This is a genomic window from Mycobacterium sp. UM_CSW (assembly GCF_000455205.1).
In the GTDB taxonomy this organism is placed as follows: domain Bacteria; phylum Actinomycetota; class Actinomycetes; order Mycobacteriales; family Mycobacteriaceae; genus Mycobacterium.
The window spans coordinates 21841-41793 of record NZ_AUWQ01000005.1 but is presented as its reverse complement, the minus strand read 5'-3'; the positions used below and the strand labels follow the sequence as shown (position 1 = coordinate 41793).

At 67.4% G+C, this 19953-nt stretch carries 18 protein-coding genes; 8 read left to right on the top strand and 10 right to left on the bottom strand.

What is annotated here, in order from left to right:
* Positions 1 to 6 precede the first annotated feature (6 nt).
* Both N415_RS02645 and N415_RS02640 read right to left on the bottom strand, forming a co-directional pair.
* A complete protein-coding gene (locus tag N415_RS02645) occupies positions 7 to 1218 on the bottom strand; it encodes an acyl-CoA dehydrogenase family protein (RefSeq protein ID WP_068111755.1) in 1212 nt (403 codons plus the stop codon).
* 30 nt (positions 1219 to 1248) lie between these two features.
* Entirely contained in the window at positions 1249 to 1866 is a 618-nt protein-coding gene (locus tag N415_RS02640; RefSeq protein WP_068176938.1) for a TetR/AcrR family transcriptional regulator, read from the bottom strand.
* A 304-nt stretch (positions 1867 to 2170) separates the two neighbouring features.
* Here N415_RS02640 and N415_RS02635 point away from each other — a divergent pair, with 304 nt between their 5' ends.
* The 4 genes from N415_RS02635 (at position 2171) to N415_RS02620 (ending at position 6231) form a co-directional block, all read left to right on the top strand.
* Positions 2171 to 3766, top strand: coding sequence for a SulP family inorganic anion transporter (locus tag N415_RS02635; RefSeq protein ID WP_081665033.1), 1596 nt, complete (start codon positions 2171 to 2173; stop codon positions 3764 to 3766).
* Between the two features lie 190 nt (positions 3767 to 3956).
* Positions 3957 to 5288, top strand: a complete 1332-nt coding sequence (locus N415_RS02630; protein ID WP_068176936.1) for a HAMP domain-containing sensor histidine kinase — start codon at positions 3957 to 3959, stop codon at positions 5286 to 5288.
* Between the two features lie 4 nt (positions 5289 to 5292).
* Positions 5293 to 5691 carry a VOC family protein gene (locus N415_RS02625; protein WP_068177034.1) on the top strand — a complete coding sequence of 133 codons (399 nt, stop codon included), beginning with the start codon at positions 5293 to 5295 and terminating at the stop codon, positions 5689 to 5691.
* 93 nt (positions 5692 to 5784) lie between these two features.
* Positions 5785 to 6231 (top strand): nitroreductase/quinone reductase family protein, encoded by a 447-nt coding sequence (locus N415_RS02620; RefSeq protein ID WP_068176934.1) that lies wholly within the window; start codon positions 5785 to 5787, stop codon positions 6229 to 6231.
* Between the two features lie 3 nt (positions 6232 to 6234).
* On the opposite strand, the gene N415_RS02615 is transcribed toward N415_RS02620, so the two are convergent.
* Together N415_RS02615 and N415_RS02610 are read right to left on the bottom strand one after the other, a co-directional pair.
* Complete coding sequence (locus N415_RS02615) at positions 6235 to 9087, bottom strand: RND family transporter (RefSeq protein WP_068176932.1); 2853 nt, start codon at positions 9085 to 9087, stop codon at positions 6235 to 6237.
* Positions 9080 to 9457 carry a hypothetical protein gene (locus N415_RS02610; RefSeq protein WP_068176930.1) on the bottom strand — a complete coding sequence of 126 codons (378 nt, stop codon included), beginning with the start codon at positions 9455 to 9457 and terminating at the stop codon, positions 9080 to 9082. Before N415_RS02610 ends, N415_RS02615 begins: the two co-directional genes overlap by 8 nt.
* A 133-nt stretch (positions 9458 to 9590) precedes the next feature.
* Here N415_RS02610 and N415_RS02605 point away from each other — a divergent pair, with 133 nt between their 5' ends.
* Positions 9591 to 10799, top strand: a complete 1209-nt coding sequence (locus tag N415_RS02605) for a histidine kinase (RefSeq protein WP_068176928.1) — start codon at positions 9591 to 9593, stop codon at positions 10797 to 10799.
* Positions 10796 to 11461, top strand: a complete 666-nt coding sequence (locus N415_RS02600; protein WP_068177032.1) for a response regulator transcription factor — start codon at positions 10796 to 10798, stop codon at positions 11459 to 11461. The genes N415_RS02605 and N415_RS02600 overlap by 4 nt, the downstream gene beginning before the upstream one ends.
* An 84-nt stretch (positions 11462 to 11545) precedes the next feature.
* Here N415_RS02600 and N415_RS02595 read toward each other — a convergent pair whose 3' ends face one another.
* The 5 genes from N415_RS02595 to N415_RS02575 form a co-directional block, all read right to left on the bottom strand.
* Positions 11546 to 11926, bottom strand: coding sequence for a hypothetical protein (locus tag N415_RS02595; protein ID WP_239645426.1), 381 nt, complete (start codon positions 11924 to 11926; stop codon positions 11546 to 11548).
* Between the two features lie 41 nt (positions 11927 to 11967).
* Complete coding sequence (locus tag N415_RS02590; RefSeq protein ID WP_068177026.1) at positions 11968 to 13326, bottom strand: aromatic ring-hydroxylating dioxygenase subunit alpha; 1359 nt, start codon at positions 13324 to 13326, stop codon at positions 11968 to 11970.
* A gap of 10 nt (positions 13327 to 13336) precedes the next feature.
* Positions 13337 to 15097: an amidohydrolase family protein gene (locus tag N415_RS02585; protein WP_068176925.1), complete on the bottom strand. Its 1761-nt coding sequence runs from the start codon at positions 15095 to 15097 to the stop codon at positions 13337 to 13339.
* A 97-nt stretch (positions 15098 to 15194) separates the two neighbouring features.
* Entirely contained in the window at positions 15195 to 16331 is a 1137-nt protein-coding gene (locus N415_RS02580; protein ID WP_193376386.1) for a phosphotransferase, read from the bottom strand.
* 111 nt (positions 16332 to 16442) lie between these two features.
* Positions 16443 to 17063: a TetR/AcrR family transcriptional regulator gene (locus tag N415_RS02575; protein ID WP_068176922.1), complete on the bottom strand. Its 621-nt coding sequence runs from the start codon at positions 17061 to 17063 to the stop codon at positions 16443 to 16445.
* Between the two features lie 124 nt (positions 17064 to 17187).
* On the opposite strand from N415_RS02575, the gene N415_RS02570 reads away from it, so the two are divergent.
* A complete protein-coding gene (locus tag N415_RS02570) occupies positions 17188 to 18324 on the top strand; it encodes a hypothetical protein (RefSeq protein ID WP_193376390.1) in 1137 nt (378 codons plus the stop codon).
* Positions 18321 to 19406 carry a phosphotransferase family protein gene (locus N415_RS02565; RefSeq protein WP_068176918.1) on the top strand — a complete coding sequence of 362 codons (1086 nt, stop codon included), beginning with the start codon at positions 18321 to 18323 and terminating at the stop codon, positions 19404 to 19406. The genes N415_RS02570 and N415_RS02565 overlap by 4 nt, the downstream gene beginning before the upstream one ends.
* A 4-nt stretch (positions 19407 to 19410) precedes the next feature.
* On the opposite strand, the gene N415_RS02560 is transcribed toward N415_RS02565, so the two are convergent.
* On the bottom strand, positions 19411 to 19809 hold the full coding sequence (locus tag N415_RS02560; protein ID WP_068176916.1) for an STAS domain-containing protein: 399 nt from the start codon (positions 19807 to 19809) through the stop codon (positions 19411 to 19413).
* Positions 19810 to 19953 lie beyond the last annotated feature (144 nt).

Sequence of the window (19953 nt, the reverse complement as noted above, 5' to 3'; positions counted from 1 at the left end):
GCCGGCTTAACGAATCTGCAAGCCGGTCACCGCTCGCGAAATGACCAGGCGCTGAATCTCGCTCGTTCCCTCGAAGATGGTGAAGATCTTCGCGTCGCGGTGCATTCGCTCCACCGGGTAGTCGCGGGTGTAGCCGTTGCCGCCCAGAATCTGGATGGCCTCGTCGGTGACGTAGACCGCGGTCTCGCTGGCCACCAGCTTGGCCATCGAGCCCTCCGCCGAGTCGAAGCTCTGGTTGTTGCGGGCCATCCAGCCGGCCCGCCACACCAGCATCCGCGCCGCGTCGATGCGGCTCTTCATGTCTGCCAGCTTGAACGCGATCGCCTGGAATTCGCCGATCTTGCGGCCGAATTGCTCGCGCTGGCAAGCATATTCGAGGGCGTATTCATAGGCGGCCCGGGCCACCCCGACGGCCATCGCGCCGACCGTGGGCCTGGTGCGCTCGAAGGTCTTCATCGCGGCCTGCCCGCGCGACGAGGCGCCGGACTTGACTCGGGCGATGCGCTCCTCGAACTTCTCCCGTCCGCCCAGAATCGCGTCCTCGGGCAGCCGGACGTTGTCCAGCACTACTTCGGCGGTATGCGAGGCGCGGATCCCGTGTTTTTTGAATTTCTGCCCCTGCGACAGGCCGTGGGTGTCCGGCGGGATGACGAACGTGGCCTGGCCGCGGGTGCCGAGCTCGGGATAGACGGAGGCCACCACGATGTGAACATTGGCGATGCCGCCGTTGGTCGCCCACGTCTTGGTGCCGTTGAGCACCCATTCGCCGGCCGCCTCGTCGTAGCGTGCGCGGGTGCGGATGGCGCCGACGTCCGAGCCCGCGTCGGGCTCCGAGGAGCAGAACGCGCCGAGTTTGGGTTCGCCGGGCGTACCGAACATCTCGGGAAGCCAGCGGCCCAGCTGTTCCGGGGTTCCGTTGCCCGCCAACGCCGCCGCGGCCAGACCGGTGCCCAGGATGGACAGCGCGATGCCGGCGTCACCCCAAAACATCTCCTCGAACGTGGTCAGAAATCCCAACCCGCTCGGCTCGGCCGCCTGCTGGGCGAAGAAATCGGGGGAGTACAGACCGACCTTCGCGGCCTCCTGGATTACGGGCCACGGGGTTTCCTCCCGCTCGTCCCATTCCGATGCGGCGGGGCGGATCACTTCGGCCGCAAATTTGTGCACCCAATCGCGCACCTCGATCACGTCGTCGCTCAATTGCAGTGAGAATGTCACGGGTTGGCTCCTGAAATAGGTTGGTGGATTTCAGCTTTCCGGCTTTTCCGGCTTGCGATATTGCTTGAGGACGCTGAGCGTCTGGTTCACCCACGCCTCGATGTAGCGGTCCTCGGCGATATTGCCGGGCAGGCGCCCGGTCAGCGACTGCAACGTCGCGGCGTAGGACAACGACCCGATCGCCACGGCCGCGGTCGCCGCGGGATCGGGTATCTCGTTGCGGCCCGATCGATTCAACGCGGCCAGTTCGTCGGCGAACCGCTGGTAGGCGTTGTCGGTGATGACCTGCCAGGTCTTCTCGCCGAGATCGCCGAGCTCGTCGGGTTCGCGCAGCATGACCTTGAGCAAGTCCTCGCTCTCCTTGAGGTTGCCCCAGATCAACTGGCCCGCCGTTCGCACCGCCTGCTCGACGCTGCCGGGCTCTCCGGCGTCGTACTGCTCCCGGGCGGCCACGATGCTGTCGATCCGGTGCGCGACGGCGGCCTCCAGCAGCTCTCGCTTGGAGCCGAAGTGCTTATAGAGCGCGCCCGACCCCGGCGCCAGGCCGGACGCCCGCTGGATATCGGCCACCGACGTGGCGGCGTAACCCTTGTCGGCGAAAAGCCGCAGCGCTTCGCCCAGCAGTCGGTCACGCCCCGAAGGTTGCATAGGTGAGAGAGTACTCACTCACCAATGCTGTGGCCATATCTGTGTTGCGAAGTTCACATCGCGCGCCAGCGGGCATTCGCCGGCGACGAAATGGGCCCGCGGGAACATTTGCATTCGATAAGCGCCGGGCCCGTCGGGTTGCCCGGCTCCCAACACCCCAATTACCTTTCACGGCAGGGGGCAGGACTTCGCATCCGAATGACGACACCGCTAGTCGGGTAAACCGCTAGGCCCCAACGTGTTACGCAGGCGTCGGCGCCGAATATTGCGACGCACAAGGCAACAACCAACGAGAAGGCGAGCAATGCAGCAAGTCGAAGAATTACCGGAGCGAGGCGCCGGCCGCGACCAAGCTTCACGACGCGAACGAAACGACCGGCTGCGCTCCGTGATTCGCAGCGATCTACCGGCGTCGCTGGTTGTGTTCCTGGTGGCTCTGCCCTTGTCGCTCGGGATCGCCATCGCATCCAACGCTCCAGTGCTCGCAGGCCTGATCGCCGCGATCGTCGGTGGGATCGTCGCCGGGTTGATCGGAGGATCGCCACTACAGGTGAGTGGTCCCGCGGCCGGGCTCACTGTCATCGTCGCCGACCTGGTGTCCCACTTCGGTTGGGGGGTGACATGTTTGATCACGGTCGCCGCCGGTGTCCTGCAGGTTTTGATGGGCATGAGCCGCGTCGCGCGGTCAGCGCTGGCGATTTCACCGGTCGTCGTGCACGCGATGCTGGCGGGAATCGGAATCACCATCGCGCTTCAACAGGTTCATGTGTTGTTGGGCGGCAAATCGAAAAGTACTGCCTGGCAAAACGTTATCGGCCTACCGGACCAGGTGCTCGGCGCGCACCGACCCGGCGTGATCCTGGGCGTGCTGGTGGTTTTGATTCTGATCGGATGGCGGTGGGCGCCCGCCAAAGTCGCCCGCATACCCGGCGCGCTCGTCGCCATCGTCACCGTCACGGTTATTTCACTGGTCTTTCCGTTCGACGTGCCGCGGATCGAGCTCGAGGGATCCGTTTTGGACGCGCTGCAGCTGCCGGAACTGCCCGACGGCGGTTGGGGCGCCGTCGCGGTGGGTGTACTGACGGTCGCGCTTGTCACCAGCGTTCAGAGCCTGCTGACCGCAGTGTCGATCGACAGAATGCACAACGGAACGCGGACCGACTTCGATCGCGAGCTGATCGGACAGGGCGCCGCGAACATGGTGTCGGGCGTGATCGGTGGCCTGCCGATCAGCGGTGTCATTGTGCGCAGCGCGGCTAATGTCAACGCGGGCGCAAAATCCCGTGCCTCGACGGTCATGCACGGCGTCTGGATCCTGCTGTTCACTCTCCCGTTCGCGGAACTGGTCGAGCAGATTCCAAGCGCGGCGCTAGCCGGCCTGCTGATCGTCATTGGAATTCAGCTACTCAAGCCGGCCCATATCGAGACCGCGCGCCGCACCGGAGATCTCGCCGTGTATATCGTCACCGCGCTCGCGGTGGTCTTCCTCAATCTGCTGCACGGCGTCATGATCGGCCTTGCGGTCGCGGTGGCGCTGACCGGCTGGCGGGTGATACGGGCCAGGGTCGAGGCCGCGCGCGTGGGTGACGAATGGACGATCGACGTCGGAGGCGCATGCACCTTTCTCGCCCTGCCCCGGCTGACCCGGGTGCTGGCGTCCGTCCCGGCGGGCGCGAAGGTGACCGTCAACGTCGCGGCCAACTACCTCGATCACGCCGCGCACCAGGCGATTAGCGACTGGCTGCGCCACCATCGGCATACCGGCGGCACGGTGCGTATCCATGGCATGAGTGAGCCGGACGGGTCCGGTCCGTCCGACGGTGAGGCCGCTAACGTCGAGCGCGGCGGTGCCCAGCTGACCCTGGTCCATCCGAAGACGGGATCGGCCGAAGGGAGCTGACCGCTGCGGCGGCGCTCGTAGCGCCGCGCGTGTGAACCGCTAACCTCAAACATCGCGCCTATATCCTGAGCTCGTTGGTCAAGCCAGGGCCAAGACGGAAGGCAAGATGTCACGAGAAGTTCGGCCGCTGCCGCGGACGGTGTGAGTGATGGCGACCGATAGGCCTCCGCCTCATCGTCTGCGGTTGCCGATGAAGGTGCTCTCGCTGCGCACCATCCTCATCGTCGCCGCGCTGTCGGTGATCACGCTGGTCGTCCTTCTGGGCGCGTGGGTGTGGATCGGCGTCACCAACGATCAATACAGCCAGCTCGACCGCCGGCTGGACTCGGTGAGCAGTTTGGGAGACATCAACACGCTGATCAACAGCGGCCAGCTGGCCAATCCCGATCGGCCGACGCCGGACGGCAACTTGGTGCGCACCGCGCGCATCGGGGATGTCACGGTGTCCGTTCCGGGCAATATCGTTTTGCCGAAGCTTCCGAATGGATACGCCAACACCACCATCAACGGCGTGCAGTACCGCGTCCGCACCTTCAGCGCGGGCCCCGCCTCGATCGCGCTCGCCGCCCCGCTGGCCGAAGCGCAGCACCGGATCAACGAACTGCACCTGCGGGTGTTGCTCATCTGCGGCAGCGTGATCGGCGGCACGATCCTTGTCGGCTGGGTGATCTCGTTGATCATGGTCAATCCGTTCCTGTTGCTGGCGCAGCAGGCCCGCGCCATCAACGCCCAATCCAGCCCGGACGAAGTCCAGGTTCGGGGCGTGCGCGAGGCCGTGGAGATCGCCGAAGCCGTCGAAGGCATGCTCGCTCGCATCGGCAACGAGCAACAGCGCACGAAGGCGGCGCTGGAGTCGGCCCGCGATTTTGCCGCCGTCGCGTCGCACGAGCTGCGCACCCCGCTGACCGCCATGCGCACCAACCTGGAAGTGTTGTCCACGTTGGAAATACCGCGGGAACAACGCCAAGAGGTGATCGGTGACGTCATCCGCACCCAGAGTCGGATCGAAGCGACGCTGACGGCGCTGGAACGGCTCGCGCAGGGCGAACTGACCACGGTCGACGACTTTGTTCCGTTCGACATCACGGAGCTTCTGGATCGTGCCGCGCACGACGCCCTTCGGATCTACCCCGACGTGCAGGTGTCGCTGGTGCCGTCGCCCACGGTGCTGATGGTGGGGTTGCCCACGGGGCTGCGGCTGGTGATCGACAACGCGATCGCCAACGCCGTCAAACACGGTAGCGCCACCGAAATCCGGCTCTACGTAACCAGTTCCGGCGAGGGTGTGGAGATCGCCGTCGACGACAACGGCACCGGGGTGCCCGAGTCCGAGCGCGCCGCGGTCTTCGAACGCTTCTCGCGCGGGTCTACCGCTTCCCGTTCCGGGTCGGGTCTCGGACTGGCCCTCGTCGCCCAGCAGGCCGAACTACACGGCGGGACAGCATCCCTGCACTCCAGTCCGTTGGGCGGCACGCGTCTGCTGCTCCGGCTGGCCGGTGACGGGCGCGGGCCGGCCAGCTGACGCGATGCTCGGCCACCTCGGTGTCAACGTGCCGGACCTCCGGGCCGCGAAGCGGTACTACGACGCGCTGATGCCCTTGGTCGGATTCGAGCCCTTCCTTGATGTCGTCGACGAATTCGCCTACAAACCCGCGAACAACAAGCCCGGCACGTACCTGTTCTTCTACCCGTCGGGCCAACCGGGCGAGTACTCCGCAGAGCGGACCGGTCTGCAGCACCTGGCGTTCATGGTGCGGCGCCGGTCCTCGGTGCACGCCGTACACGACCATGTCCTTCGGATCGGCGGCACCGTCATCCATCCCCCGCAGCATTTCCCGCAGTACTCCGGGCACTATTACGCCACCTTCTGGTACGACCCCTTCGGTCTGCGTCTCGAGGCCGTGTGCCACCACGACCGCGACTAATGGGTATCAGGGCCCTTGACATGAATCAGGCAGGTTGATATCACTGGGGAAGCGCCGCCACGCCGATTCGCCGACGAGTGACCGGGGGACGAGATGACTGATCCCAAACCACCAGCCTGGCTCAAGGCGATGAACAAGGTGATGATGGAGATGCAGAAACTCGGCATCGTCGCCGGACCAGTCCGGGTTCTTACCGTGCCGGGCCGCAAATCTGGACAGCTGCGCAGCACGCCTGTCACGCCGTTCACGCGTCATGACAGCCGCTACCTCGTCGGACATTCGCAGGCCGATTGGGTGCGCAACGCGCGCGCCGCAAGCACCGGAACCATCAAGCGCGGCCGCAAAGCTGAGCGTGTGGCGTTTGCCGAGCTCTCCGTGGAGCAGGCCCGCCCCGTGCTGCGCGCTTTTCCCGAAAAGGTGCCGCGGGGCGTGGGGTTCTATAAGCGCTCCGGGCTGGTGGAGCACGGCACCGCCGATGAGTTCGAGGCCCTCGCCGGCCGATGTGCGGTGTTCCGGCTCGACGCCGCGCCGGCATCCTAAAGGCTAGCTGCTTGCCGCCGAAACCAGTTGGCGCTCGGGCGCTTTCATCGGCGCCGGACCCCGCGGCGGGACGGCCCGCGGCCAGAAGAACCACCTACCCAGCAACGCGACAATGGACGGCACGACGAGCGCCCGCACGACCAGCGTGTCCATCATCAACCCGATCGCGATGGTCGTGCCGATCTGCGCAATGCTGAGCACGCTGCTGCCCAGCAACGCGAGCATGGTGAGCCCGAAGACGATGCCCGCGGTCGTGACTACCCCGCCGGTGCCACCGAACGCGCGGATGATGCCCGTTCTGATTCCCGCGGTTGCCTCCTGCTTGATCCGCAACGCCAGCAGCAGGTTGTAGTCCGCGCCGACGGCGATCAATGCGATGAAGGCGATGGGCGCGACCGCCCAGTGCAACTCGTGATGAAGCAGGCGCTGCCAAATGAGCGCGCTGATGCCCAGCGCCGACGCGTAGGAGGCGACGACGGTGCCGACGACGACCAGCCCGGCCACCGGACTGCGCAGCATCGCCGTGACGATCAGGAAGATGAGGACCAGCGCCGCACCCACGAGCAATGCGCTGTCACGCGCGACAAAGTGCTGCAGATCGGAGGTCACGGGGCCGACGCCGGCCAGGTCGACGCCCGTCGGCGCCAGCGTTCCTTCCTTGGTGGCCTCCTTGATCGCCGTGCGCACCCGATCCGCCCGCGCCGCGCCCTCGGCGCCCCATTCATTCCCCTCGCCGTAGACCAGCAGGTAGGTGGAGCGGCCATCGGCCGAGATCAGTTGGTGCAGGACCTCGATGTACCGCGGGTCGGTCAGCGCGCGTTGCGGCAGGTAGAAACCGGACGCGGCGCTGCCCTGAAATTGGGTGGCGATCTCGGTCAGGTAATCGGTCAACTGGTGCAGCTGCGGCCCGATCGTCTCGCTCAGGCTCAGCAATTCGTGAGTGGCCGAGCGCGCTTGTCCTAGAGCGTCTTTCATCGAATTCACGGTCTGCGGCAAGCTCGAGATGGCCGTCGCGGCGGCGCTTGACCCGCTGGTCAGCTTGGCCGCGCCGTCGCCGAGCCGCGTCGAAGTCTGCACCAGGTTGTCGACGGGCTGGAGCGCACGGTCCACCGTCGAGCAGATCGGGTTGGCATCGCAGCCCGGGGTGCGAGCGACGAAATCCCGCAGCGGGTCGAGGTAACCCGATACTGTGGTGACGGAACGTTGGACGCCGTCCATGCCGCTACGCATGTCGTCCGCGGCCGCGGACATGTCGGCCAAACCCGCGCTGCCGCCGCGCAATCCACCCCCCAGCCTGTCCACCGCGATTTGTGTCTGCGCCAGAGCGCTGTCGAGTTCGGAGACCCGGTTCAGCCGTTGGGTCAGTGAGTCGATCGTGTCCCCGAGCTGACGGCCGAGCACTCCGGTCTGATACGTCAACGTCGCCTCGTCGGGCACCCTGCCGTCGGGGCGGCTCGCGGACTGCACCATGCGCACACCCGGGATCGCCATGATCTGGCGTGTGATCCGTTCGACCGCGATCAGCCCCGCCGGGTTGCGCAGGTCGTGGTCGGCCTGAATGGTGACGACTTCGGGCAGTAGCGAATTCGACGCAAAGTGCCGGTCGCTGGCCGCGTAGCCGCGGCTGGATTCGGCGCCGGCGGGGGTGGCGGCCGGTTCGTTCCACCCGATCCGCGTGCCCGCCAGCGGCAGCGCCGCCAGCAGGGTCAAGCCGCCCGCGGTGATCAGGATGGGGCCGGGCCAGCGGGTCACCGCTGCTCCCACGCGCCGCCAGCGCCGCGACGTCGTCGAGGGCCGCGGCTCGAGAAACCCACCGCGCAGGGCCAGGCCCATGAGCGCGGGCGTCAGCGTCAGCGCGGCGGCCATGGTGACCAAAACTCCTATCGCGCATGGTATCCCGGCGCTGCGGAACATTCCGACCCTGGCGAACCCGAGGCATCCGAGCGCAACCGACACCGTCAGCGCCGATCCGATGACCACCGGCGCGACGGCCCGGTAGGCCTCGGCCAGCGCCTGCGGCGGCGCGATAGCGCGGCGCCGGCCTTCGTGGTAGCGGCCGATGAGGAAGATCGCGTAGTCGGTGCCGGCGCCCAACGTCATCGCCGCCATGAGCGCCGCCGAGAACAGCGACACCTCAACGACATTGGCCTGGCCAAACGCCGCAGCGAGGGAACGGGCCAAGGCCAGCGCGATGCCGACCGAGGTCAGGGGGATCGCCGCGGCGATCGGTGATCGGTATACCAACAGCAGCAACAGCAGGATGACACCGACCGTGGCGGCGGTGATCATGAGCATCTGCCGGTCGATGGCGGAGAATTCGTCGACGATGGTGGCGCCGGGACCGGTAACGAGGACGCGCAGGGCCGGCGGTGGTGACAGCTTGGCCACGTCGCCGCGCACGGCATTCACCGAATCGCGGGCCGCGGACGTGCCGAGCATTCCGGCGAGCCGCACCATCAGGCTGACGGCCCGCCCGTCGGAACTCTGGGCGCCCGCCGCCGTGGCGGGCTGTGACCACAAGTCGGTCAACGCGTTGACGTGGCCACGATCGGCGGACAGGGCTGCGGTCAGCGCGTCATAGAACTGGCGGTCGCGCGGCGTGAGGCGCTGATCACTTTCCAGCACGACGTAAACGAAGTTGTTGCTTGGCTTTTGGCCGAACAGCCCGGCGGCGCGGGACGCGGCGACGGAACTCGGCGCGTCAGCAGGCATGAACGTGCGGGCGTGTGTGTCCACGACCCGTTCCAATTGCGGCACGGCCAGATTGGCGCCGGCCGCCGCCAGGATCCACAGGCCGACGATCAGGATCGCGTATCGGCCGGTAAGGCGCGAGACGATTCCCGTTCCGTCAAGCAACGGTCTGCCGATCGCTGGGTCCGCCCAGCAACTCCATCACCCGTCGCTCGTCCCCGGACAGGGAACGCACCCGCAGCGAGCGCCTGGAGGCGATCTCCAGCAGGGCGTGCAGCCCGGGCTCGGCGGCCGCGAGGTCGGCCCGCACTCGTTCGGCCGCAACGCCGTCGTGCGCCGCCTGATCCAGCTTGGCGACGAGCATCGTCATCCAGCGCTGCCGCAGCGAAAGCAGTAGGCCCTCCTCGTCGCCGAACAGCCGCGACACCTCGGACGAACCGTCGGCCAGCGCGAGGGCCGCCTCGGGATCGGTCTCGGCGGCCTTGATCACGTTGGCCATGAAGGCCATCCGGTCGTGCAGCAGTGTCCATGTCATGACTCGACGGTAGGAAGGCGGACCTCTGCCGCGCGTCGTGCCGAGGTTCGGTTTTTGCCTCCTACCACGGGCGGAGACGGGTGCCGACCTCGGCATGATGTGACGAGGAGCGAAGCTCTCTTAGGATTGGACGATGTTGCGTGTCGTGGCGGATTACCTGCGGGAACAGCTTCGCCGGCGCAGCGAGCTGATCCCCGTGGGTATCACTTGGACGTCGTTTGTCGCTGTCGACGTCACCGAGGTGGGCGCCTGGGTGATCGCGATCCTGCAACGCCCAACCGCCGGCCTGCCCGTGGTGCTGGCGGCGCTCGCGGTGTCGGTCTCACCGACGCTGCTGTTCTTTTTCTTCAACATGAAGCTCAGCCCGTTGCTGATGTGGGCAACCTGGTCGACGGCTACCGCCATCATGCTGTTCGGCACGCCGACACCCGTTCATGCCGATTTCGCCCCGGCGCTGCTGGTGCTCATGGTCCTATCCGTCGCGACATTGAGCTCCATTGCGGGCGGCTTGCTGGCAGCCGCGTCGGCGGCCGGGCTGCTGCTTGCGGCGGCCGCGCTTCACCGCCTGGACGCGGTCGCCCTATACCTCGGTTTCGTTGCGGCGGGCTGGCTGCTCGGCTACATCATGCGCAGCCAACGGCTGCTGCTGGCCGAGCAGATCCGTGCGCAGGAGGCGCTGGCCGAGCACGCCGCCGCCGACGAGCGTCGGCGCATCGCCCGAGAAGTGCACGACGTCATCGCCCACTCGCTGTCCATCACGCTGTTGCACGTGACCGGTGCGCGGCGGGCGCTGCAGCAGGATCGCGACGTCGATGACGCGGTGGAGGCGCTCGAACAGGCCGAGCGGCTGGGCCGGCAGGCGATGGCCGACATCCGCCGGACCGTCGGGCTGCTCAACGATTCGCCAATGAAGATCGCGCCCGAGCCCGGCATCGACGACATCCGGCTCCTCGTCGGGGATTACGAGCGCGCCGGTCTGGCCGTCACACTGCGCGTCGAGGGCCCCACCCCGCGCGTCTCGGCGGCCGTCGGCCACGCGCTGTATCGCATCGCCCAGGAATCGCTGACCAACATCGCCAAACATGCCCCCGATTCGAAATCAACGGTGGCGCTGAGCGTTTCAGCGGTCTCAGCAAGCCTCGTCATCGACAATCGGCTGCCGGCCGCGGTGGCCGCGGCCCCGTGCGTGGAAGGGCGCGGGGTGAGCGGCATGCGCCAGCGCGTCGAACTGCTGGGCGGCGCGATCGACGTCGGCCCGACGAGCGACGGGTGGTCGGTGCGTGCCGAGATCCCGCTCGAAGCGGGCGACACGGGCCGGCGGCCGCCGTGGTGCAAGTTGTGATCGACGAGGCCGAGATCGCGGTGCTGCTGGTCGATGACCAGGACTTGGTGCGGTCCGGGTTGCGCCGGATCCTGCGCCGCAAGGACGGATTCAACGTGGTCGCCGAATGCGCCGACGGGGACGAGGTGCCCGCCGCCGTGGCCGCGCACCGGCCCGACGTCGTCGTGATGGACCTGCGGATGCGGCGGGTCGACGGGATCGAGGCGACACGAAGGCTGGCCGGCGGCCCGCCGGTGCTCGCGTTGACCACATTCAATGAGGACGACCTGCTGTCCGGGGCGCTGCGGGCCGGGGCCGCCGGATTCGTGCTCAAGGACTCGTCGGCCGAGGAGTTGATCCGCGCCGTGCGGACGGTGGCCCGGGGAGACAGCTACCTGGATCCCGCGGTCACCTCGCGCGTCCTAACCACCTACCGCAAGGCCGCCGCCCCCGACGCCTGCGAACGGCGGGGCAACGAGATCGCCCAACTCACCACGCGCGAGTTGGACGTGCTGACGCTGATCGGGAAGGGACTGTCCAACAGCGAAATCGCCGACGAACTGTGCATCTCGGGTGTCACCGTCAAAAGTCACATCGGCCGGATCTTCGGGAAACTCGACCTGCGGGATCGCGCCGCGGCCATCGTCTACGCCTACGACAACGGGATCGTCGCCCCGCGTTGAAAAGTCAAGAGGTGCGGCGACCGCGCCTGCGAACGTGCGGCCAGCCGCACGGTCGAGCAGTGACGGCGACCTAATAGCCCGAATTCACAGCGGGGTGGCCTGCTGGGCCAGGTTCAGCAAGACGTAGGCGATACAGAAGAGGAAGTTGAGTACTACCAGGACCAGGCCCATGAACAGCAGCGAGCGGGTGCCCTGGCGCTTGAGACGCTTGACCCGCGCGCCGCGGGCCTCGCGATTGAGTTGCATCGCGATCAACGCGAAATTCACATCCGTCACTTCATCGTCGGCAACGGGCACCCCAGCCACCATCTGGCGTAGCCGTTCGGGGGCGGTGTGGACCCCGACGCGCTCGAAATGGTGACACAGCCGCCGCGCCCGCCTGCGGCCGAGTGCCTGACATCGCATCTGTACCTGATGCAAGAGTTGCCGCCGTTCGTAGCCCCAGGCATCGGACGGACTCGTCACAAGCCGGGAGTCTAATGCGCGCCTACCCGATTTCGGGAGGTCTAATCGAATTCCGACGGCACCTTTTCACCGCCGCTTATCCGCTCGGACTCGGGCAGGTCCAGGTAGCGCTCGAGGTTGCGATGCATGTTGATGACGCGCCGTTCCTCGCTGGAGAGCGCCAGGTGGGTGAACCCGGGTTGGTGCAGGCCGCGCTGTAATCCCGCGAGCAGCCGGATGTCCTGGGTCAGCACCAAGCCCGGTTCGGCCTCCCCGGCGGTGCTTCGCATGTCCGCTGGCTTGCACCGCGGTGCCCCCGGCGCCATCCGGGTCATCAAGAAGATGACCATTTCGCCGTGATCGGGGTCGGCGCCGGGCCTCGAGCACATCAGCGTCAAGTGATCGGCGTTGGCGAGAAACGTCATGTTGGGGAACACGTTGTACTGGTGCAGCCGGGTGACCCGGTCGGTGTCGGCCCAGTCGAGGTCCACCCCGCGGCTGGCCGCGAAGGCGCGGGTGCGCGCCGCGATCAAGTCCTGGACGGTCTGCCCTGGCTGGCGTTCGTCGGCGGGGAAGGGCGTGCCTTCGGCCGCGCCCATCAGCGCGCCCTGCGTGTAGACGTACGCGTCCCAGACCTCTTCGTCGCTCAGCGCGCCCTCGAAGCGCGGGCTCTGCACGCCGTAGGGCTGGTCCGACTTGCCGGTGTGGCCCCAGATCTGTTGGGGCGCATGGACGTCGTCGACGCAGCGCAGCAGCTCGGGATGCAGCGTCTGGATGTGGTAGGTCTCGCTGTAGCCATCGGCGATCGTCTTCCAGTTGGCGTCGACGTCGATGGTCAGCGTCGCGTAGCAGCGGAAGTCGCTCAGGTGGCACCAGGCGATGTCGTCGGGCACCGCCTCGAGGTACTCGAGCAGCGGCATCGCGCCGACATCGAGGTTGACGAAGACCAGCCCCTCCCAGGTGTCGACCCGGGCGGGTATCAGCGGGAAGTCGGACATCCGCAGCGAGCCGAAGCCCTTGCGGTCGGGCACCCGCTTCAGCGTGCCGGCGAGGTCCCAGGTCCACCCGTGATACCCGCACTTGAGCTCGCGCAGCCCGGAACCCGAGCCGGTGCACAGCGAGTTGCCGCGATGGCGGCAGGCGTTCTGAAACGCGCGCAAGACGCCGTCCTGACCGCGCACGATCAGCACCCCGTAGGGGCCGCAGCGGTACTCGAAGTAGTCGCCCGGCTCGGCGACGTGGTCGACCATGCACGCGAGCTGCCACACCTTCGGCCACATCCGTTCGACCTCGAGTTGGGCGAACGCCGGCGAGTAGTAGCGCTCGGCCGGCACCAGGGTCGGGCAGGCGGGCGGGGTGCCGATCGCGTCCTCTTGGGCATGGGGGCGGGTTCGAGCGGGGTTGCCCACTGACGCGTTCATGCGCGGAGCCCTAACGCGCTCCGCGCACCAGGCGGCCGGGGCGCGCCCCGGTGTCGACATCGTTGCGGCGGGTCACGGTCCCGCTGACGATCGTGGCGGCATAGCCGCTTGCGCCCTGCAGGATCCGATGGCCGCCGGCCGGCAAGTCGAAGGCCATCGCCGCCGGGTGCAGTCGCAGGGCGTCCATGTCGATCACGTTGATGTCGGCCTTCTTGCCGGCCTCGATGGTGCCGCGGTCGGTGAGGCCGAACAGGTGCGCGGTGTCGCGGGACTGCTTGCGGATCACGTACTCGAGCGGCAGCTTCTCGCCCCGCCGGCGGTCCCGGGCCCAGTGCGTCAGCAGGAATGTGGGATAGGAAGCGTCACAGATCATTCCGCAGTGCGCACCGCCGTCGGAGAGTCCCAGCACGCCGGCCGGGTGCAGCATCATCTCCCGGATCGCGTCGCAGTTGCCGTCGGCATAGTTGAACAGCGGCAGCATCAACATGTTGGTCGCGTTCGCCTCGAGCATGAGGTCGTAGAGGGTGGCCAGCGGATCCTCGCCGCGTTCCTTGGCGATCGCGGCGACGGTGCGGTCGGGCGTCGGCTCGTAGTCGGGTGGGTTGCCCAGCGCGTAGAGGCGGTGCAGCGAGTGCTGCACCAAGGCGAACATCCCGTCGAACAGCAGCGTCGGGTCCACCGGCAGGTCGTCCTCGGAAAGGATCGCCGCCTTCACCGCGGGATCGGCGAGGCGCTGCGCGAGCTCGGCGCGGCTGCATTCGGCCGCGAGCCGACGATACGTCGGGCGATGGCTGAAGCCGTGATGCCCTTGGAAGCCGATCATCATGCCGAACGGGCGCGCCGCGATCTGCGGGTGCAGCCGTGCGCCCGCCGCGTGCGCATCTGCGGAGAGGTCGAGCATCTCGCGCCACAGCTTCGGGTCGGCGTCCACCTGAATGAGGGCGAACGACACCGGGCGGTCGATTTCGGCGCTCAGCCGGCGCATCCAGTCCAATTCCTTCTTCGGGCCGATGATGTCCTCGCCGGCGGCCCCCTGCGGGGCCAGCTCGAACACGGCCTGACCGCCGGCGGCCATGGCGCGGCCCAGGCCGAACAGTTCCTCCTCGGCGGCGAAGGTGCCGGGCACCGGCTCGCCGTCCATCGCGCGGTGGCCCATCGTGCGCGACGTCGAGAATCCGAGCGCGCCGGCCTCGACGGCCTCGGTGACCAGCCGCGACATGGCCGCGATGTCGTCGGGCGTGGCCGGCTCGTTGCGGGCGCCCCGCTCGCCCATCGCGTAGGCGCGGATGGCGCCGTGGGCGACCTGGCTGCCCACGTCGATCGCGAACTTCTGCTTGCCGATGGCGTCGAGGTACTCGGGGTAGGTTTCCCAGCCCCAGGTGATGCCCTCGGTGAGCGCGGTGCCGGGGATGTCCTCGACGCCCTCCATCAACTCGATCAGCCATTGCTCGCTGCCGGGCCGCACGGGGGCGAAGCCGACCCCGCAGTTGCCGGTCACGATCGTCGTGACGCCGTGGCCGCTGGACGGCTCGAGCAGGCCGTCCCAGCTCACCTGACCGTCGTAGTGGGTGTGGATGTCGACGAACCCGGGGGCCACCAGATGCCCTGTCGCGTCGATGGTTTCGGCGGCCTCACCGGTCATCGGGGGGTCGTCGGCACCGCGGCGGACGACGTCGACGATCACGCCGTCCTTGATGCCGACGTCGGCCCGATAGCGGTCGGCGCCGGTGCCGTCGACGACAGTGCCACCGGTGATCTTGAGATCGAACATGAGGGGCCTCTCCGCCGCATTACGCTACGCCGCGTAGCGTAAGTACAGACGATATTCCTCCCGGCACCTTCAGTCAATGAATCCTGCGAAGTTGGGGCTAGAGACAACTCTTCAGTGCCGCAATGGTTTCCAGGTCGTCCAGCGCTGCCACGCCGCGCCGCAGGCCCTCCATCGCGATGCCTTCGACCTGCATTCCGCCCATCCCCGCGGTGATCAGCGGGGCCACATACGCGTACAGCGCGCCCTGCCGGTAGCGCCGCAACAGCTCGTCGCGGTCGAGGTCCGGTCCGCCGGCCGCCGCGAGGGCGCGTCGGTAGTCGTCGAGCAGCTCCCGTTGGTTCGCCATGCGGTCCTCCGGGGTCAAGCTGGTGATCAGCGTGTACGCCAGCTCGCGGGAGGGGTGTCCGCGCCGCACCGCCTGCCAGTCCAGCAGCCCCGCCTTGCCGCCGTCGAAATACATGTTGCCGGGGTGGGCGTCGCCGTGCATGACGGTGTGCGGTCCCGTGTCGATCAGCGCGGCGACGGCGCGGTAGTTGTCGGCGATGAAAGCGCCGTTCTCGACGGGGATTTCGCTGCGTCCTGCGAGCCGTTTGATCGAGGCGTGCATCAGCGAACCGGTCAACAACGACGTGACGTCGTCAGACGGGGTGTACAGCCAGCCCAGCGGGCCGCGGCGGTCGCGCGGGAGGCGGTCCCAGAAGGTGGCGTGCAGATCGGCCAGCAATTCGACGATGAGGCTGGCCTGGTCGGGGGACAGCGGGTGCAGGGTGTCGGGGAATTCGCACGATCCGGCGGGCAGGTCTTCCAGAACCAGCAGGTAACGGCCCGTCCAGGTGTCGAACGCCGCGCCGTAGGCATACGGCACGCCGTGCAGTTGCGGCGCCAGTTCGTTGTAGAAGCGCACCTCGGTGTGTCCGAGGCGGCCGAGCTCGCCCATCAGGCGGGTGGCGGTGGTTTCGGCGGCGACCTTGACGAACACCGACTCGGGGACGTTCTTGCCGGTCAGCACGAGCCGGGCCCTTGACGAGGTCCCGGCGTCCCGGTCGAGCACGCGGACCGACCGAACGCTGGTTCCCATCAGCTTGGACAGGACCCGGGCGTCGATGTCAGCGACCGTCCGGGGCAACCCCAGCCGGGCCCCCACCACGGCGTCGGCGGCCACCCGGCGGACCCCCTGGCCCAGGTGAGCGGCCAAGCCCGCGAGGGAAAAAGCTTGTTGCGCAAGGCTTTTCATATGCATCCGTTCTGGTTCGGGAGCCCCGTGCCGGCGGGAGGGGTCACTCAACCGACGCGGGGTCCCGTCAGACAAAAATACCCGAACGTCTGGACATCAGACAATACGTGATTATTGTCTGATTTGTGGCACCAGGGCCCGCACCACGAACTGCTCGACGAACTGGCGCTTGTCCGCGGCCGGGCGATACCGCCACGACGGCCCCAGCAGAAACAACGTGGTGGTGTGCAACCACTGGACAATCGAGCGAAAGTCGAGGTCGTCGTAGAGGCGCCCCGCCCGCTTCCACCGATTCAGCAGGGGTTCGTAGTGCCGCAGCAGCAGCTCCACGAAGGGTTCCGAGCCCTTCTCCAGGGCCGCGGCCACCGCGGTGCTCTCCGCGGCGAACATCGCCTCGTTCAGTGGATTGCTGGCCACCGACTCGACCCGCGCCAACACCATCTCGGGCACCGACCGAACCGGGTCGTCCGGCGCGGGCAGCGAGCGCACCAGATCACCAAGCGCTTTGTCGACCCGCATCAGCATCAGGCCGAGCAACACATCGTCGCGGCCGGGGAAGTACCGGTACACCGTCGACCGCGACACCCCGGCCTCGTCGGCCACCTCACCCATTCGGAACTGAGAGTTCCCCCGGCGGACGATGCAGCGCCCCGCGGCGTCGAGGATCCGCCTGCGGGCCTCCTCGTCGTCGAGGATCGCGCGGTCGGCGCCCCACCACCGGCTCGGTTCCATCTCGCCGATGGTACGGGATGCGTTGTGCTACTTCGGTATCTGATGCCACGGGCAACCGCGGCGCGTTCGCGATGCACCGGATCTTCTTGTCGCCCAGGTCATTAACCGGACTGAGAGGGCGATGATGGGCTACTCCGCCGCCGACGAGTCGTTCACCCACCAGCTCCCGACGACCTTCGACCGGGTGCACGATCCCGATCCGACGTGGTCGGACCGGTGCTACTTCTTCGCCGCGTCGCCCGACGGCACCATGCTGTTGGCCAGCGGCTACGGCAACAACCCCAACACCGGAACCGCGCTGGGATATGTCAAGGTCAGCCTCGCCGACGGCCGGCACTGGGACCTTCTGGCGGGCCGGCCCGTGACCGGCGCCGACCGCGCCGACCTGCGCGCCGGCCCGATGAGCTGGACCTGCGTCGAGCCACTGAAGAAGTGGAGGCTCGACGTCGCGCCCAACAAGTCCGGCATCGAGTGGGAGCTCTACTACGAGCCCACCGCCCCGATGTGGGAGCTGCTGCCGATGAAGGTGCACGGTGAGGACGGCCAGCTGCTGGCCGACATGTATCACATGAAGGAACCCGGACGATGGAGCGGCTGGGTCACGATCGACGGCGAGCGCATCAGCGTGGACGGGTTCCACGGCGGGCGCGACCGCACGTTCGGCGTGCGCGTCTCGGACAAGATCGACTTCTGGCTGTGGCTCGACGCCGGATTCGACGACCGTGCCATCGAGGCGTGGGTCATTGAATCCTCGGACGGCACAGTCAATTACGTCGACGGCGGGATCACTCACGCCGACGGCACCCTGTCGAAGCGATTCGTCGAGATCGAGCACGAGGTGGAATTCGACGGCGACAGCAAGCGGCCCGCCCGCGCGACACTGGTCTTCACCGACGAAGATGGCAAGGCCTACCGCGTCTTCGCCGACGCCGCCCGCCAGGAAGTCAACGCCTACTACGGCCTTCCGATGGCGCATTGCCAATACGAGGACCTGGGCAACGGAGCGTACTTCATCCATTTCCAGTGGGACAGCACCGATCCCGAGCAGCTCGCGGAAACCGAGGGCAAATCGATGGCGCTCGACCAGTTGATGCGGTTCGAGATCGATGGCGACATCGGTTGGGGCGTCTTCGAATTGCTGCTCGGCGGGCAGGGCTACCAACGCTATCCGAACTGGACGGCCATGGACATGTCGGCGTTCACCCAGGACAAGACACCCGTCGACCGGCTGGCCGGAGAAGACGATCCGGTCCGCCAATGACGGTGGACGCCAACTCCGAAGAGCGCCTGACGGCCTGGCTGCGCACGCAGGTACCCGACGCTGACGACGTCCGTGCCGAGGGGCTGGACCGGGTGGACTTCGGACATTCCGCCGAGATGATGATGCTGAGCGTTGTCACCCGGCACGGCGACCGGGACACCCGCCAAGATGCGGTGCTGCGGCTGCGGCCCAAACCACCCGCGCTGCTGGAGCCCTACGATCTCGCGCGCCAGTTCGCGATCCTGCGCGCCCTGGCGGACTCGGCGGTCCGTGTTCCGCGGGCGCTGTGGCTCGAAGAAACCGGCGACGTGCTCGGCCGCCCCTTCTTCGTGATGGAACGGGCCGCCGGTCAGGTCTACGAGATGGAGGCGCCGGCCGGCGTCGCGGACTCGACCGTGGTGGGGATGTGTCAGAGCCTGGTCGAACAACTCGCGGCGATCCACACCGTCGACCTGGCACGGACCGGGCTCGACGCGCTGGACGACGGTCGCGGTCATCTCGACCGCGAACTCGACCACTGGGTTGCCGAGATGAACCGGGTCAAGCGCGACCGGCTGCCCGCCCTGGAACGGCTCCACGAGGCGCTGCGCGCCGGCAGGCCCCGGCCATGCCCGAAGGTCACGTTGGTGCACGGCGATGCCAAACCGGGCAACTTCGCCTTTCGCGGCGGCGAGGTCAGCGCGGTGTTCGACTGGGAGATGACGACCGTGGGCGATCCATTGACCGACATCGGTTGGCTCGAGATGTTGTGGATGCAGCCCGTCGGTATCAACACCCACCCGGCGGCGCTGGGCATCGACGCCCTACTGGCGCACTACGAGTCGGTCAGCGGGATTACGGTCTGCAACCGCGCGTGGTATCGCGCGTTCAACGCTTACAAGATGGCCGTCATCTGCCTGATCGGCGCGATGCTCATCGAGGATGGCCACAGCGACGACCAAAAGCTCGCTCTCGCCGCCTACGGCACCTCGCTCATGACCAAAGCCGGCCTGACCGAGCTAGGCGTCGACGAAGCGCTCGACGACGGTCCCGTGCTGCCGCGCGACGAACGCATTCAGCAGGTCCTGGCGCCCGCCACTTAGCGCGTCAGGCGAGCTCTTCCGAGGTCGAACCCTCGGAGACACGGCACAGCGCGCTGTCGAGCGTGCTGTACAGCGACAACACGTTGTCCAAACCCATGAGCTTGATCGGCCGGCTGGTGGCCGGGCCATTCGCGACGACCGCGAACCGAGTGGGCGGCGCGACGTCCGCCTGCGCGGACACCAGGACGGTCATCCCGGCCGAGGCCAGGAAATCCACTTTGGACAGGTCTACGACGAGTCCCGCCGGTCCGGTGGCCAGCTCGGTGTGTATCGCCTCGGCGAGTTGCGGCGCACTGAGCATGTCCACTTCGCCCGAGACGGTGAGTACGACCGTCTGGTCTACCTGCCGTTTTCCTACCTCGAAGGCGATCGGATCGGCCGAGTCGCCGGATTGTTCGATCATGGTTCATCACTCACATTCGTCCGGTGCGGGGACAGAGAAATCAACAGCTACCGCCAAGCCGGGGCTGTCGACTCAACCCGCGTAACACGCCCATGTAGAGGACAAATACTCCATCGATCCTGCGCCGCTAGGCGGAGCGCAGCC